16 protein-coding genes are annotated in these 15,678 nt (G+C 40.5%); all 16 read right to left on the reverse strand.

The features are described 5' to 3' along the window. Nucleotide 1 precedes the first annotated feature (1 nt). Nucleotides 2-1,297: an NAD(P)/FAD-dependent oxidoreductase gene (locus MMY79_RS16710; RefSeq protein WP_252610380.1), complete on the reverse strand. Its 1,296-nt coding sequence runs from the start codon at nt 1,295-1,297 to the stop codon at nt 2-4. Nucleotides 1,298-1,326: 29 nt separating this feature from the next. Then, nucleotides 1,327-3,642, reverse strand: a complete 2,316-nt coding sequence (locus MMY79_RS16715) for a hypothetical protein (RefSeq protein ID WP_252610382.1) — start codon at nt 3,640-3,642, stop codon at nt 1,327-1,329. Next, the gene (locus MMY79_RS16720; RefSeq protein WP_004794688.1) at nt 3,617-4,246 is read right to left on the reverse strand and encodes an outer membrane lipoprotein carrier protein LolA; all 630 of its coding nucleotides are present in this window, start codon (nt 4,244-4,246) and stop codon (nt 3,617-3,619) included. The genes MMY79_RS16715 and MMY79_RS16720 overlap by 26 nt, the downstream gene beginning before the upstream one ends. Then, the gene (locus tag MMY79_RS16725; protein ID WP_101664115.1) at nt 4,246-4,674 is read right to left on the reverse strand and encodes an acyl-CoA thioesterase; all 429 of its coding nucleotides are present in this window, start codon (nt 4,672-4,674) and stop codon (nt 4,246-4,248) included. The genes MMY79_RS16720 and MMY79_RS16725 overlap by 1 nt, the downstream gene beginning before the upstream one ends. Nucleotides 4,675-4,683: 9 nt before the next feature. After that, nucleotides 4,684-6,219, reverse strand: a complete 1,536-nt coding sequence (locus MMY79_RS16730; protein WP_252610384.1) for an aromatic amino acid ammonia-lyase — start codon at nt 6,217-6,219, stop codon at nt 4,684-4,686. A gap of 1 nt (nt 6,220) precedes the next feature. Next, complete coding sequence (locus MMY79_RS16735) at nt 6,221-7,147, reverse strand: acyltransferase (protein WP_252610386.1); 927 nt, start codon at nt 7,145-7,147, stop codon at nt 6,221-6,223. Between the two features lie 2 nt (nt 7,148-7,149). Then, on the reverse strand, nt 7,150-7,890 hold the full coding sequence (locus MMY79_RS16740; RefSeq protein WP_252610388.1) for a glycosyltransferase family 2 protein: 741 nt from the start codon (nt 7,888-7,890) through the stop codon (nt 7,150-7,152). 2 nt (nt 7,891-7,892) lie between these two features. After that, nucleotides 7,893-9,551 (reverse strand): AMP-binding protein, encoded by a 1,659-nt coding sequence (locus MMY79_RS16745; RefSeq protein ID WP_252610390.1) that lies wholly within the window; start codon nt 9,549-9,551, stop codon nt 7,893-7,895. 9 nt (nt 9,552-9,560) lie between these two features. Continuing rightward, nucleotides 9,561-10,115: a septation protein IspZ gene (locus tag MMY79_RS16750; protein WP_252610392.1), complete on the reverse strand. Its 555-nt coding sequence runs from the start codon at nt 10,113-10,115 to the stop codon at nt 9,561-9,563. After that, nucleotides 10,112-10,366, reverse strand: a complete 255-nt coding sequence (locus MMY79_RS16755) for an acyl carrier protein (protein ID WP_080649511.1) — start codon at nt 10,364-10,366, stop codon at nt 10,112-10,114. Before MMY79_RS16755 ends, MMY79_RS16750 begins: the two co-directional genes overlap by 4 nt. A 5-nt stretch (nt 10,367-10,371) precedes the next feature. Next, nucleotides 10,372-10,632 carry a phosphopantetheine-binding protein gene (locus MMY79_RS16760; RefSeq protein ID WP_000067033.1) on the reverse strand — a complete coding sequence of 87 codons (261 nt, stop codon included), beginning with the start codon at nt 10,630-10,632 and terminating at the stop codon, nt 10,372-10,374. A gap of 1 nt (nt 10,633) precedes the next feature. Beyond that, nucleotides 10,634-11,437, reverse strand: a complete 804-nt coding sequence (locus tag MMY79_RS16765; RefSeq protein WP_252610394.1) for a lysophospholipid acyltransferase family protein — start codon at nt 11,435-11,437, stop codon at nt 10,634-10,636. After that, a complete protein-coding gene (locus MMY79_RS16770; protein WP_252610396.1) occupies nt 11,422-12,036 on the reverse strand; it encodes a beta-ketoacyl synthase chain length factor in 615 nt (204 codons plus the stop codon). Before MMY79_RS16770 ends, MMY79_RS16765 begins: the two co-directional genes overlap by 16 nt. Before the next feature lie 196 nt (nt 12,037-12,232). Further along, complete coding sequence (gene der / locus MMY79_RS16775) at nt 12,233-13,642, reverse strand: ribosome biogenesis GTPase Der (RefSeq protein WP_252610398.1); 1,410 nt, start codon at nt 13,640-13,642, stop codon at nt 12,233-12,235. 186 nt (nt 13,643-13,828) lie between these two features. Continuing rightward, the gene (bamB, locus tag MMY79_RS16780; protein WP_252610400.1) at nt 13,829-14,974 is read right to left on the reverse strand and encodes an outer membrane protein assembly factor BamB; all 1,146 of its coding nucleotides are present in this window, start codon (nt 14,972-14,974) and stop codon (nt 13,829-13,831) included. Beyond that, nucleotides 14,974-15,672 carry a tetratricopeptide repeat protein gene (locus MMY79_RS16785; RefSeq protein ID WP_004641116.1) on the reverse strand — a complete coding sequence of 233 codons (699 nt, stop codon included), beginning with the start codon at nt 15,670-15,672 and terminating at the stop codon, nt 14,974-14,976. Before MMY79_RS16785 ends, bamB begins: the two co-directional genes overlap by 1 nt. Nucleotides 15,673-15,678 lie beyond the last annotated feature (6 nt).

The following is a 15,678-nucleotide window of genomic DNA, read 5'->3' on the forward strand; positions in this document are numbered from 1 at the left end:
GTTATCCCTCAAGTACCTGTTCTTGCGCCAAGCCTTCACGACAATATTCTGCCAAGGTGCTGAGTCTACGTTTGGCATTTTTATGGATTGGATTTTTTTCATCCCACGCATAACCAGCCAATAATGAAGAAATCATACGGCGAATGCCTTCATTCTGATTTTGCGAGAACACCACATCTTGGAACTCACCTTCGTACCATGACTCAACATAGGCACGAAACACCTGAATGCCGCGGCGTAATGGTTTTTCATATTCTTCTAACCAGTCGACTTGCTCACCTTGTAAAACTCGTTCAACTAAAGGAACCGCCAAACTTGAAGATTTAAGAGCAATCGTCACACCTGATGAAAAGACTGGATCAAGAAACTCACCCGCATTACCTAATAGCGCATAGTTGCGGTTTGCCAAATGTTTTACATTCGCTGAGTAGCCCACCAAGGTCCGCACTGGTGTATCAAACTTTGCACGGCGCAATACATGTGACAAACTTGGCTCATCGGCTAAAATGCGTTTGAACATTGCCTCAGGCTCATTATCTTCAGCATTTTCAACTGTGTATTTATCAAAAAAGTCTTGTTCTGCAACGATACCGAAAGAAGCACGCCCATCAGCAAATGGAATTAACCAATACCATGCACGGTGATCTTTTTCATGCACCGTAATTAAAATTTTATTGCGATCAAACTCTGGATCATCTGTAATTCCATCTTCAATATGAGTAAATAGCGCACGTCGTACTGGAAAATTTGATGGACTCTCTAAATCTAATAACTTTGGCAAAATTCGCCCAAAGCCACTCGCATCTAACAAGAATTTAGTTTGAATCTGATAACGTTGTTGTTCTTCATCAATTACTGTAAGTACAGGCTGTTCAGATGCAACATCAACATCTAAAACCTCATGTCCAAAGCGTATGTCTGCGCCATACACTTGAGCCTGTTTTGCTAATAAATTGTCAAAATCGGCACGGCGAACTTGCCAAGTTGTTCCCGGACCATCAGTAAATTTTTCTGTAAAGTCATAAAAGCTACGCTGTTTGCCCCGTAGAAAAGCCGCACCATTTTTAAATTGAAAAGCATATTGATCGACATGCTCACGGACTGTTTCTAATAAACCAGCTTCTTCTAAAAACGCCATAGACTGTGGTAGCAATGATTCACCAATCGAAAAACGAGGAAAATGCTGTTTTTCAATGACTGTAACGGTATAGCCTTTTTTTCGAAGAAGTGCAGCAGCGGAACTACCTGATGGCCCAGCCCCAATAATCACGACGTCAATTTTTTCTATAGTGCTCATAGCACAATTTCCTTTTTAATTTATTCAAATTATGAATGGTCTTGTAAATTTACAATATGTTTTTCATCTGCGGGGGTTAACAAAGTCGCATAGATAAATGAGAAGATAACCCCAAATAAAACAGTTAAGCCAAAACAATGAATTGCATAAGTATGGCTAAATGAAAGTAATCCAAAGCCGAGTAAGGTCGACATCATACATAAAAACAACGCCATTCCAACCACTTGTGGATGATCATGTCCATGTCTGTAGAAAATGGCATAGTCGACACCAATCCCAATAATCAGAAAAGTGGCCATAATACTAAACAAATTTATTTCAACGCCTAACCATGCCTGAACAGCAAAAGTGCTCAGTAAAGCCAAACTGACTGGCAGAACCAATGGCACAATCGAACTTAGTCCATAAATAAGCGCTAAGCCAACCGCCAGACCAATTAAAGCATAAATCAGAAGATGTTGAGCCTGCACTCGATGTTCAGCAAACATTTGCGACATTTCGCTAATCGGTTGTTGGAAATGTATATGATCATTCTGAAGCTGCTTTAACACGTCAGGTTGTTTCACTCCTGTCACCATCACTAATCGTTCATTGGCTTGAGGCTGTAAAAAAGCTAAAGGGTGATCTTTAAATACAGAAAAATCTAATAACGGTTGTGTTGCCAGTTGCTGTTGCCACTGTAAAACATCATTAACATTTAGTCCCATGCTTTGGGCATATCGCTGCAAAGTCTCTTTTGGAATATTTTTTAAAAGTTGTACATTGTGTTGCTGCTCTGCCAATGGTGGAATCCATTGTCCCAAAGCTTGAAATGCACTGATTTTCCCTTGTGACTGTAACTGTTGCAAGTGTCCAATCAGTTGCTGCTCTTGTTGCTGCATTTCATTTGCAGAGGTTGCACGCACCACAAAATAATCACTGCTTTGTTGCTGGCCAAATTGCTCACGAACCGCTTGATCCTGCTGTTTTAAGCTCGCATCCATACCTTGTAAATTACGAATATCATCGTTACTTTTAAGATAGAAAAGACTCGCCGTACCTACTGCTAAAATGGTTGCAATCAAGCCATAACGGACTTTGGTTCGTTGCTGAAACCATAACCGTGCTTGTCCAATCCAAGATAATGCTCGTATAGCTGGCTGGGCATTGAGTGCAGGTAATCTTGGTAATAGCAGTACACTACTGATCCACGCAGCAGTTAATCCTACAATTGAAAAGACTGCAATCTGCTTGAACCCAGGAAACGGAGTAAAACTCAAAAAGATGTAAGCAACTAATGTGGTCATTAAGCCCATAAACAAACTTGGTAATAGCGGTTTTAAAATTTGAAAACCACCAAGCTTTCTATGCTGCGATTGCATCGCCATAAAATAAAATGAAAAGTCGACACAGACACCAATCAGACTCGCACCGAACACCAACGTCATCAGGTGAATTTCACCAAATACCCAATGTGTGACCGCAAATGCTACAAAGCTTCCAGTCGAAACTGCAATAAACTCGGTCGCCAAAGGTCGTAGTGAGCGAAAGCCGAACCAAACCAGAAAAATTAAGCCCAATGTCGAGCCAACACCAATGGTTGATATTTCCTGTTTGGCCGATTGCGTCCCAAAATTTGAAAATAAAATAGTTCCAGTCCAATGAGATTTTAATCCCATTGCAGCTAACTTTTGCTTAGTTTGCTCAATCCAAGTAGAGGTCTGTTCTTGGTAATCAATATTGTATGGGCTTTGCGTCAACTGTAATACGAAAAGCCGAGAGATACCTTCCTCATGATGAATAGTGGCAAAGCCCTGCTCCATTTCAATATCTTGTTGCGACGGGGTTGCCAACTGCATAGCATAACGAGGGAACAATAATAGCGGGTCTTGCTTCAGTGACTCAGCAGTGACAGGCATGCCTGGACTCATCATCTGCATCAGACTTTGTTCAGTCAGCGCAGCATAATCCTTTTTTTGCAATAAGGTTTGATCTTGAGCACTCAACAAACCTGCTCGATGTTGATACAACTGTTTTGCAAATTGATCAAAATCAAGTTGTGGCTTCAGCGGTTGCCACAACTGGCTTTGCTTGGCCTGTGCTGTTAAGAAATGAGTCGCTTGTTGTATCGCAGCTTCATCTTTGGCATCGACCACCACAAATACTTTATTGTTGAGTTGCTCATTCATGTACTGCTGAGTACGTGCAAGTTCTGGGTCCTGCTGAACTTTAGGCAATAACGCAAAAATATTAGTTTGAATATGAATATCTTTATTCAACCACGTCACGCCAAGCCCCACAGCAACCAATAGCAGAGCAATTAACCAAAGCGCGGTGAACTTATTTTGCCAGTTGGAAAATCGCATGCTCAGCAGCCGTTAGAGTCGTCGGTTGAGAAGTCTGGTGACTAAAGCGAATGGTCGTTAAATTATTCGCTTTCTCGGTAATCACGATTTGGTTGACGTACTGTTGACCTTGAGCATCAACACGCACAAATAACTTTTTAAACAAGCTACTTTTCGGAGTTAAGCTCATGCTCCAACCCGCTGGACTATAATTCGCACTTACTACATTAAAATTCTTTGCCAAAGCCTGTTCATTACCAGACATGAGTTGTAAGAATAAAGTCGCGACCGAACTATATGGCGATTGATCAACTTGTATTTGGCTAAATGTACGCTGAGTTTTCTGTACCAATTTGGTTGGGGTAACAATCAAATCTGCTTGCACAGGTCGTTTGATTTGCCACGCTACACCATAAGATTTTGAGAACAACAAAGAGCCGTTCGATACAAAAGTTTTATTCAACGATGGCAATTTTTTTTGCTGTTCGAAATCAGCACGAACCGTAGGAGACTGTGATAGTTGCTGAAAAATTTGAGTGATCTGTGTTGGCGCTGCATAGACCGCACTTAAACTGCTCATCCAAACAGCAGCACCTAAACCTAAAGTTTTGATGAATTGAGACATCATACATTCCTCTTCGGTTGAAACTCAGACCATGCATTCAAGCGATCAAACAAAACCTGTGGCGATTGAAAACACATTTCACGGGCTTCAATATTCACCGCAACCTGTGTGGTATAACCCTTGGTTAAACGTTTTCCTGACTCAGCATCAAAAATCAAATAATCAATTTTCAAACGGTTTTCCCATTCTTTTAAAATGGCCCGAACCCGAATCTTTTGTTCAAACTCAATACCGTATGCATAGCGAACATGGCTTTCAATCACAGGCCATGCATAGCCTGATTCTTTCATCTGCATATAGTTGTAATGAAATTGATCGAGCAATTTGCAGCGCGCAATCTCAAAATATTTTAAATAGTGTCCATGCCAAACCACATTCATGGTATCGACATCATGAAATGGAATTTCAATGATTACATCTGCATGCATTGGCTCACCTTATCCCATAAATTCTGGTTGATTAAACAATTCAAGTTGGTCTAAACGATCAACAATCTGTTGTAATTCGGTTTGTAATGGTCGGTCTTCTTCGACAAATGCAAAGCTTTGTAAGGTCCATTGCATAAATGCCTGCAATGTTGGACTTAACTGTGTGGTTAGACCTTTCAGATGAATTGCCTGCACACTTGCACAGCACAGCGCTGCAATGACTTGCTGCGTTAAGGTAATTACACGGCTCGCATCACGTGCAGCAATGGTACCCATGCTGACTTTGTCTTGGTTATGACATTCGGTTGAACGTGAAAAAATTGAAGCTGCCAAAGTGTTTTTCAAGGCTTCAGCCGTCCACGCTGATACCCCAATCTGTACCGCTTTAAAACCATGATTCAACGGCAAACGTTCAGCCGTTGCACCAGTTAAATTACGTGGTAAACCATGATTCATTTTATGGTCGACTAGCTGTGCAATCTGTCTGTCCATCAGATCAGCAATATTGGCAATCATAATTTTTAAGCTATCCATTGCTTGTGCAATGTGTCCACCGTAAAAATGACCGCCATGTAATACACGCATTCCTACAGGATCAATTAGTGGATTGTCGTTACTTGAATTCAGTTCATTTTCAATAAACTGACGTAACCATACTTTTGAGTCTTCAAACACACCAATAATGTGTGGTGCACAGCGAAGCGAATAACGGTCTTGCAAACGTGGACTTTGATGTGCCGTTTGTACTTCACTGTTCAGCCAGTCACGTAATTGCTTAGCAATCCGTTGCTGCCCTGGATGAGGTTTTTGTGCAAACAGCACTTCATCAAAATGACTAGGATTACCTTCTAAGGCCAACACATTTAGAGCAGTAATTAGAGTACTTGCAAGTGCAATTTGCTCTGCTTTTTTATAATTTAAACAAGCAATCGCCGTCATTACTGCTGTGCCGTTCATGAGCGCTAAACCTTCTTTAGGTCTAAGCGTTAAAGGTTGCATATTCTTTCCAGCATAGACTTGAGCAACTGGAACAGTTTGTCCATTAACATAGACATCACGCTCACCAACTAAAGTTCCCGCAATATAAGACAACGGTGTTAAGTCACCACTTGCCCCGACTGAACCTTCAGATGGAATGACTGGAATTACATTTTCATTCAGCAACCAAACCAAGCGCTCAAGTAGTGCTATCGACACGCCTGAATAACCGCGAGCCAATGAACATAAACGTGTCACAACTACTGCACGTGCAGTGATGACATCTAAATTTTCACCTAAACCACAACCATGAAAGCGTGAAAGATGTAGCGGTAGTTCATTAACCTGATGTAATGGCACTTCAACCAAACATGAATCACCATAACCTGTGGTCACACCGTAGATAACCCCTTCTTCTTCAAGGAGTTGATCGAGAAAATCAGCACCTTTTTGAATCAGTTCACGCCACTCAGACGTTTCTGGTAAAGCAACCTGACATTCGCCTCTTGCTACAGAAACGACATCTTCAATACTCAGTGGTTGTTCACCTACGGTTAACACACGCATGTTATTTCGTCCAAAAATTATAAAAATTAAACCATTGATAAGGAGCACGTAGACAATGCTGTTCTAATACGGCAACGTATGTTTTAGTGATGGTTTGCATACTTTCAATACGGTTAGCACGGGGTAAACTCACCTGCTCAGCAATTGAATGAATATGCACTTGAAACTGCTGTTGCACCCGATAGCAAAACACCGCAATAACAGGCACTTTGAGTAAATTTGCTAAAATCCATGCACCTTGCGGGAAAGCTGCTGACTCTCCTAAAAAATCAATATGCTGTACACGATCTGACTGCACTGGCACTCGATCTGCCGCCACAATGACCCATTCACCTTGCTGCATTTTGTCTTGCAACAACATCACGGTTTCAATACCCAGCTCATCAACTGATAAAAGACAAACATCTGCCTTATCATTTATTTTTTTCAAAAACTCATTAAATTTTGTCGCGTGCTTTTGGTAAACCAGCACATTAATTTTCTGCGGATGCTCTGACTTAATGGCTCGAAGCAACTCAATATTGCCAAAGTGAGAGACAATAATCAGAGCACCTTTTTGATAATGCTGAGAGAAGTTTTCATGTCCAAAAACTTGTAATTCCTGCTCAGGAATATTACCTAACCAGCCCTCAATCTTATCTAAAATACATTCGCCAAATTGCATGAAATGCGCGTAGCTATTTGTCCAATTTGGTTGGTGATTAAACGGCGACTGTGATCCAGCAAAATGATGCAGTTTTTGTAAATAAAGCAAGGAAGCCTGTCTTGCTGTGGCTGCAAATAACCAATACCACATAATGACAAAATACATCACCAACTTGCATAACCAACGTCCACCAAAACGGTAAAACCACAACACGAGCATAAGAGGCAACATACCGCCTCGCTCTTTAATGTCGTTCCATTTTGGTGAAGTTGAATCTATCATAATTAACCTTGTAGCTTTTGCTTTAACAGCTTCGGTAGGCGAATCAGCATGCCCATAAACAAAGTTGCATGTGCTTTACTCAGGCCTAAATTATCTCGCCAAGCATGAAAATGGGAGATACCCTGCTCTGGATAAACCACAGGTGTCGGGACATTAATAAAAGGGGTATTTTCCCATTTTAAACGCACTAAAATTTCACTATCAAAGCCCATACGCGGCTGAAATTTAGCACTATTTAACACCTTTATCGTGCTCTCGAGCGGATACACGCGAAACCCACACATACTGTCTTTAATTTCAAAAGACAAACTGTTTAACCAGACCCAAAAATGAGTAATGTAACGGCCATATAAGCGCTTTTTGGGAATAGAGGCATCGAAGTACGGCTGACCAATCACCATTGCATCTGAATATTGTCGAGACTGCTCAATAAATTTTGGAATATCATCCCAGCAGTGTTGACCATCTGAATCGAGTTGTAATGCATGACTTAAACCAAGCTGGTGAGCCGCACGTAAACCCGTTATTACCGCTTGCCCCTTACCCTTATTCACCTCATGTTCAATTAAATGAGTTTGGGAATATTGCTCTGCCAATGCTTTTAAAATTTGGCTACAAGCATCATCACTGCCATCATTAACCAACACAATCGGTAGATGAAAACTGTCCAGATAAGAAATCAAATCTGCTAAATAATGTGGATGATTATAAACCGGAACAACAAAGCCGTAATTGGACTGCATTTTTAATCCTCTACTTCCGTTTGCAAAGCAAATAATAGTCGCCCTGAAGCCAGAATCTGCTCTGAATCGCGTAGCTCAAAACTCACTTTGTGCTCTTTTCGAGCAAACTTGAGTTGTACCACGGCATACGGACGAATCAGGTTTTGAAATTTTAACTGCTCATACCCCTGACACCAGCTCAAATCAGACCAAATTGATTTAGCAAAATGTTGTAAAAAACCTATTTGCCCAACCCCAGGATAAATCGGTTGTGTCGGAAAATGCCCTTTAAAACAAGCCAACTCAAGTGGAAATTCTAACTCCCAAATGTGATCATCTGAATTTTGAGACTGTGACAGCACCACGGGTTGTAACATAGGCTTAAATAGAGTTTTCAAATAGTTTTTATTGAGTTTGGACTGAGTATTTTGTGGTAACTGGCTGAGGAAACGCCATTGACGAGGAATCGCGATCGTTTCCAAGCTGTCTTTTAGTTGTTGTTTTAAATGGCTGACAAAAGTGGACTTACCTTGCTGTTGTAACTGCTCACGAGCTTGTTCTGTCAGAACAACAATACAACCCAATATTTGACGTTGCTCATGTTCAAGTATCAATACATGACATTGTTGGACCACATCCAAAGCTCGAATACTTTGCTCAATCGCGTCTAGACTCAAGCGCTTTTCTTCAAGTTTTACAATTCGATCTGTACGCCCCATCAGCTTAAAGGTCTGCCACGTTTCATCTGCCCATACTGCGCCATCACCTGTGCTAATCCAGTCATCCTCATAGGCATGATTACTCTTGACCATAAGCTGTTGGTCTTCAATCCGAATAGCCACATTACTAAACGCAGTCCAAGCGTCTTCATCTTTAGCGCGATGGGCAATACCACCAGTTTCAGAACTTCCTAAAACTTCAATAATCGGACGATTTAAGAAAGGGCGAACACCACTTTCTAGCTTGCCACCAGAACTAAAGACCATTTGACAGTGTTGTAAAACGACATCGGTTGTCCAACGTTTTAATAATGCAGGACTTGAGATCAAATAATTGCTTAAATCTAGTGTCTGTAGTTGTCTTTGAGCTTGCACAACATCTTCAGGAAATGCCATTTGAGGCACATAAAAACTTCGACCTGTCGCAAGTGGTAGCAGTAACTTAAACAATAATCCATAAATATGTTGATGACTGACCGTTGCAATCGCAATTGCATGTTCATCGAAACTAAAGCTTTGACTTAACCCTTGGACTTCGTTGAGCAATTGCTTGAGTGTTCTTGGAATTTTTTTAGGTTCCCCTGTTGAACCTGATGTATAAAAATAGAGTTGCGCCTGCTCTAAAAAAGCATCGTCTAACATTAGAGATAAAGGAACAACCTCTCCAATTTCTTGACGTTTTAAAAAATAAATTTGCTGTGCTGCAAATTGCTGCTCTAGTTCACGCACTCGATTGGGTGGTAAAAGTATTTGCTTTTTCGCGAGCAACGCAGCAAAGAATAAAACCAGAAATTCATAGCTATCTGCTTCCCATAAAGCCCAAGTTAAATTTTCCATTTGAGCAATTGCAGCAGCTTGTATGGCCACGTCCTGCCAAAATTGAGTAAAACTGGTCGAGTGCAGAGCACCGTCTATACAAAGTGGCTGAGCTGAATCGATGAATTTCTGAAAATGGCAATACATAGTTTTTAATTAATGATTTGAAGAATATAAACGCTGATGTCGCTTACGCAAAATAAATTCACCAAGGAACAAAATGCCCATCAGCACATAAGAAATAAAGCCATTATAAATGACCCAAACCTGCATTGAAGTAAAAAGAACAGTGGTCAAAGCAATTAATGCATTACACAAAAAGAAAACACACCATACTTTAGTCACCTGTCTGGTCCACTGCACGCCAGAAGCAGGTAAATCGGGCTCAACGATTCGGGCAAAGCGCTCAATCATAGAGGGTGGTTTGATGAGTGTCAGTGAAAAAATAATTAATGCACCTAAACTCATACCGACTGGATATAACTTTAACCACGCATGATTATGTGACAATAAACTTAGACTGCCACAAACAATGGCAAAACCAGTTAAAGGCCATAATAACGAGTTGCCTTTACCAAAAAGTCTGACGATACCCAACCCGATGAGTAATAAGCTCACCCAAATGAATTGTCCGTGTGTCAGACTCCAACCCACAATAAAGGGATACAGCACAAAAAGTGCTGCAACTATCCCTTTAAGAATAAATTTCATTCAGCAGTCATGTTCTGGATTACCGTTACAACATCCAGTACGGTTCTCACATTTTTAAAGTCTTCAGGCTTTACTTGTTTGCCCGTTAACTCTTTAATTTTTACAACTAAATCAACTGCATCAATACTGTCGACATCAAGGTCTGAATAAAGGTTCGAATCGAGTTGAACAGACTCTGGTTCAATTTCAAACAAATCTTCCATCCATTCACGGAGTTTAGTTAATACTTGCTCTTGAGATAACATCATCACGCTCCTTATGACTTCTGTTGTGCTTCAACTAAAGCAACCAAACTCTGGATTGATTTAAAATGCTGTTTGGTTTCATCCGACTCTGCATTTAAATGAATGTTGTAACGCTTTTTTAAAGCCAGTCCCAACTCAAGTGCATCAATCGAGTCTAATCCTAAGCCTTCTCCAAATAATGGAGCTTCTGTATCAATATCCGCAATAGTGATATCTTCTAGTGCCAAAACATCAATAATCATTTGCTTTAGTTCATCAGCAAGATTGCTCATTTCAAGATAACTCTTCATCAAAAATTTTATAAAAACTACGACTTAACTGACGAACTTGTTTAGGTCCTACTGTTAAATCATCTAACAAATCTGATACCTGTACAGCATCCAGTACTTTCACTTCGATATGAAAAGGTTGAGATGGCACGTGGTACCATTTTTCATTCTTGGTTAATGTCGATGGTGTACAGGTAATAATTACTGGGCGAATTGGTACATTTGCACGAATGGCAATGTTGGCTGCACCACGCTGAAATTCGTTTAGGGTCATCCCTTTTTCAGTGCGCGTTCCTTCCGGAAAAATTAAAAGAGAAGCCGAATTATTTTCTTTCAGACGCGTCACACAGTCTTCAACAAATTGCTGAGAGCCTGCATTCAAAATATAACCCGCACTTTGTACAGGTCCTTTGGTAAAAGGGTTCGACCAAAGAGACTGCTTCACTACACAATTAGCCTGCTGCATCATACCAATTAGTACTACAACATCAATCAAACTCGGATGATTGGCGATGACTAGCTCTTGACGACTATTCTGTAGCTTTTCCAAGCCTTCTACCGAATAAGTCATGATGCCAAGTTTGACCATCATTTCAGTAAAGCCTTTAAAGCTATACTTAATCACATTCTGTGCACGCTGCTGACGCTTTTCAGAGTCAGAGGTGGTGGCATTCAGTACTGGTGCAATGACGGTGGCAATTGCCATACCACCCAAACCGAAACTGGCAAAACTAAAACCAGTTGCAGCTACACGCCAGCAATAATTACCTTTTTGTTTCAGATTTTTAAGATTTAGCATTTGTTCCACCCAAATGCAGATATTAACTGGTCAGCATCCTGCCAAAAATGAGCAAAAGTAGGAACATCTGCTTCATCTGTATGCGTCCACGCAGTAATTTGTAAATTAGGTTGCTCTAGAGTAACGACAGCAGCCATAGCATAAGCAGGGAAATCGACTGCCTCAGCATAAATTGGGGGTAAAGGTTCATCATAAGCAACGACCAATACCCGCTGGATATCTTTCATTGACTTTAAAAGAGCATAAGCTTCAATCAAACTTTCAGACCATGAACAGCTTAAGCTGGTAGATGGGGTATCATCCTGACATAAAATAGAATAAAGCCCAGAAATTGCATTATGGACAGACGTTGAAAATTGTGTGGGTGATGGTGTTTGCTCACTTAAAACGTCTTTCAATATATTCAACGTTTTAAACTCGTCACCATATCGCGACACCCAAATAATATAATCGGCTTTACTACCATTTAATGCACCAAGCGCACTGTTCAAAGCAAGTTTAGCTAATGGCGATAACCGTCTACGCTGCATAGCTGGAATACAGTCAAGGGCTGTATATGAGGGCTGAGCATGTGCAAATGTAAGCTGAGCAAGATGTAATGTTACCATGCTAAAAGTGAACCCTAAGCAGCGTTATTCTGTCGGAATATAAATTATTTTATAAAGATGCTGATTATAGCATTCGTTATAAAATTTACAAAAAATTACGTTTATCACTCACATTTTTTCATAACTCTTGGCACATGCTCATTTATTTGCAATAAAAAACCCAAAGAAAACTTTGGGTTTTTGAACTTTAAAAAGCTTAACGTTTAAACTTTTTCTCAGCTTTTTTGAATTTCTGTACATAACGACGTTTACGTGCTGCAACGCGTTCATCCACTTGCGACTTACGTCCTTCAAATGGATTTTCCGATGTTTTAAAATCAACACGCACTGGCGTTCCTTCCAGTTTGTAAACTTTACGGAACACATTCTCAAGGTAACGACGATAATCCGCTGGGGTTTTGTCGACCTTATTACCATGAATTACGATCGTTGGTGGATTTTGTCCACCCATATGCGCATAACGCATTTTAATACGTTTACCACCCACCATTGGCGGCTGATGTGCATCTGTAGCATCATTCAAAATTTGAGTTAATTTCGCAGGTGAAACTTTTAAATGTGATGAATCATAAGCACGATGAATAGTTGGATACATATCCCCTACGCCAGTGCCATGCAATGCCGAGATTAAATGGACTTTTGCCCAAGGAATAAAGTCAAAACGACGATCAACATCCAACTTACACTGTTTACGATCGTATTCAGTCATGTTGTCCCATTTGTTAATGGCGATCACCATGGCACGACCAGCTTCAAGTGCATAACCAATCAAATGTAAATCTTGTTCAACTACACCTTCACGAGCATCCAACACTACCACAATCACATGTGCATCTTTAATTGCTTGTAAAGTTTTCACGATTGAGAATTTCTCAATCATTTCATCAACTTTACCTTTACGACGCACACCCGCTGTATCAATTAATGTGTATTGACGACCATCACGTTCAAATGGGATGTAAATCGAGTCACGCGTTGTTCCTGGTTGGTCAAATGCAACCACACGGTCTTCGCCCAGTAGACGATTGACTAAAGTCGATTTGCCCACATTTGGACGACCAATAATCGCTAAACGTAAGCCTGTTGCTTTGTCATGTTCTTCTGGGTTTTCATCTTCAGGAACATTCTCAAGAACATCCTCAAGCATTTGCTGTACACCACGACCATGGCTGGCAGCAACTTGTAAGGGTTCACCCATACCAAGTTTGTAGAACTCAACCAACGCAGCTTCTGCATGAACACCATCAACTTTATTGGCAACCAAGTAAACTTTTTTACCCAAAGTACGCAGTTCACGTGCAATTTGTTCGTCTGAAGCCAATAAGCCAGCACGCGCATCAACTACAAAAATAATGATATCTGCTTCATTGATCGCCGTTTTTGACTGCTCGGCCATGTAGTTATCAATACCGCCTTCATTTTCACCAATACCGCCAGTATCAACAACAATGAAAGACTTATTCTGATAAGTTGCATCACCATATTTACGGTCACGAGTCAGGCCCGCGAAGTCGGCTACAAGTGCATCACGACTCTTGGTAATCTGGTTAAATAACGTTGATTTTCCGACATTCGGACGACCAATGAGCGCAATAACGGGTTTCATACAATAACCTTAATTCAAGACCTGCCATATCTCATGGCATGAGCATTAAAAACAGTACAGGAGATATATTTTAAGGTCAGAGATGACCATAATAAAAGACGGGGCTTTGAACTGATTTAATTCAAACACCCCGATATTTTAACAGCATAATTTGTTAAGCGCTTATTTTAGCACAAGCGAACGAAATTAACGATTCTGCCAAATACTTAAATCGCCTTTTCTGGTCGAAACATAAAGTTGATTCTCGATAACACGTAATGTATTAACTTCACCACTTGTTTTTGAACGACCGATTAACTTACCTGTTGCTGGTTCAACAAGATGTAATACGCCATCTAAATCACCTACAACAAGATCTTGTCCTAGCACAACTGGGTTACTTAAATGACGATTTAACAGACTATCATTTTCCCAGATTTTTTCACCAGATGCTAAATCGTAAGCTGTTAACTTCCCATCTGTTGAAGAGACAAATACTTTGTTGTCATAAACTTCCGGGCGTTTAGTACTGCTCGAATCTTCACTCCAAACTACACGTTGAGAAGCAAGATCGGTCACAGTCACTTGACCTTGAAAACTGGTCGTTACCATAAACTGTCCAGCTACAGTAGGATCACCATCGATATCAATTAAACGTTGAATATCTGAACGACCTTCACTTACCGCAACACGACGTTGGAAACGTGGAATACCACTAATCGTATCAATTGCATAAACATACGCATTCGCAGATGCAATTAATACAGTACGAGGATCAAGACTCACCGGTGATGCCTGACCACGCAAACTAAATTGGACATTTGGTAATTTATAAGCCCAAACTTGTTGGCCCGAAGTAGCATCATGCGCAAATACAGTACCATCATTCGCAATGGTAATAACGCGTCCAGATTGAACCAATGACGGGCTTAACAATGCGCCCGATAACTGTGCAGTCCACTTCTGTTCGCCTGTTGCCTGATCTAGTGCAAAGAGTTGACCTTTACTGTTACCAACAACAACAATTCCTTCAGCAGCTTCAACACCAGAGCTCAAGCCTAATTTGCTGACTTTCTTTTCCCAAATGCGTTGTTTACCACGATATGCAGCGACTTCACCTTTTGGATCGAGAGTGAAAACCACACCGTCGGTTGCATCAAGTTGTAAACGTAATGGATCAGCCTTATCAGTAGAAGAAACACTACGCGAAAATACTGGCGTTAAGGTCTTTTTCGACTCGGTCAATTTCGGTAGCGGATTAGGTTTAACTTCTTTTACTTTATTACTCGAACATCCCACCAGTACAGCCGATGCGATTGCAATTGCCAAAGGCAGTTTGAATTTCTGATTCATTAAGACTCTTCCACCTGTGTTTCCAAAATTGGGCGCTCAATCTGTGGATCTTCAACTAAAACGCCAACACTTTCGAGTTTAATTTGTAAAATTTGTCGCTCTTGTTTACGTTCTAGTAACGAATTCCAAGCTGCCTGATACGCTTTTTTAGCAGAATCAACATCTTTCTTAGCAACAAAGATATCTCCACGCAACTCTTCTACCGTTGCTTTAAATGCAGGATCGACATTACCAGACAGAGTTTTTAGTGCTTCATCATATTTGTTTTGTGCCAATTGTGCATCTGCTAAACGCAATTTTACAACCTGAATCAAGCCTTCATCTTTTACTTTTGAATTTTCAACTTTTTTTAATGCTTTTTCAGCAGCAGCATAATCCTGTTTTTCATAGGCTAATTTTGCTAATACAAACTGAGTCTGTATGGCCTGAACAGAATCAATATCATCTTTTACAATTTTATCTGCCGATGCAGTTACTGAACTTAAGGCATTAGGATTATCGGCACTCGCATTTGCCTCATCCATTAATTGCTGTACTTTTGCAGTTTCGACTTGGCTAGTTGCCAAATTCTTTTTTTGCCAGTATGTCCACCCAAAAAAGGCAATCAACGCAATGAGAATTCCGCTAATCATGGCAGAACCATATTTTTTGGCGAACGACTTTAAGCTGTCGAATTGTTCTTCATCACTTACGCTCATGTGATT

Origin of the sequence: Acinetobacter sp. XS-4, assembly GCF_023920705.1 — a bacterium.
GTDB lineage: Bacteria > Pseudomonadota > Gammaproteobacteria > Pseudomonadales > Moraxellaceae > Acinetobacter.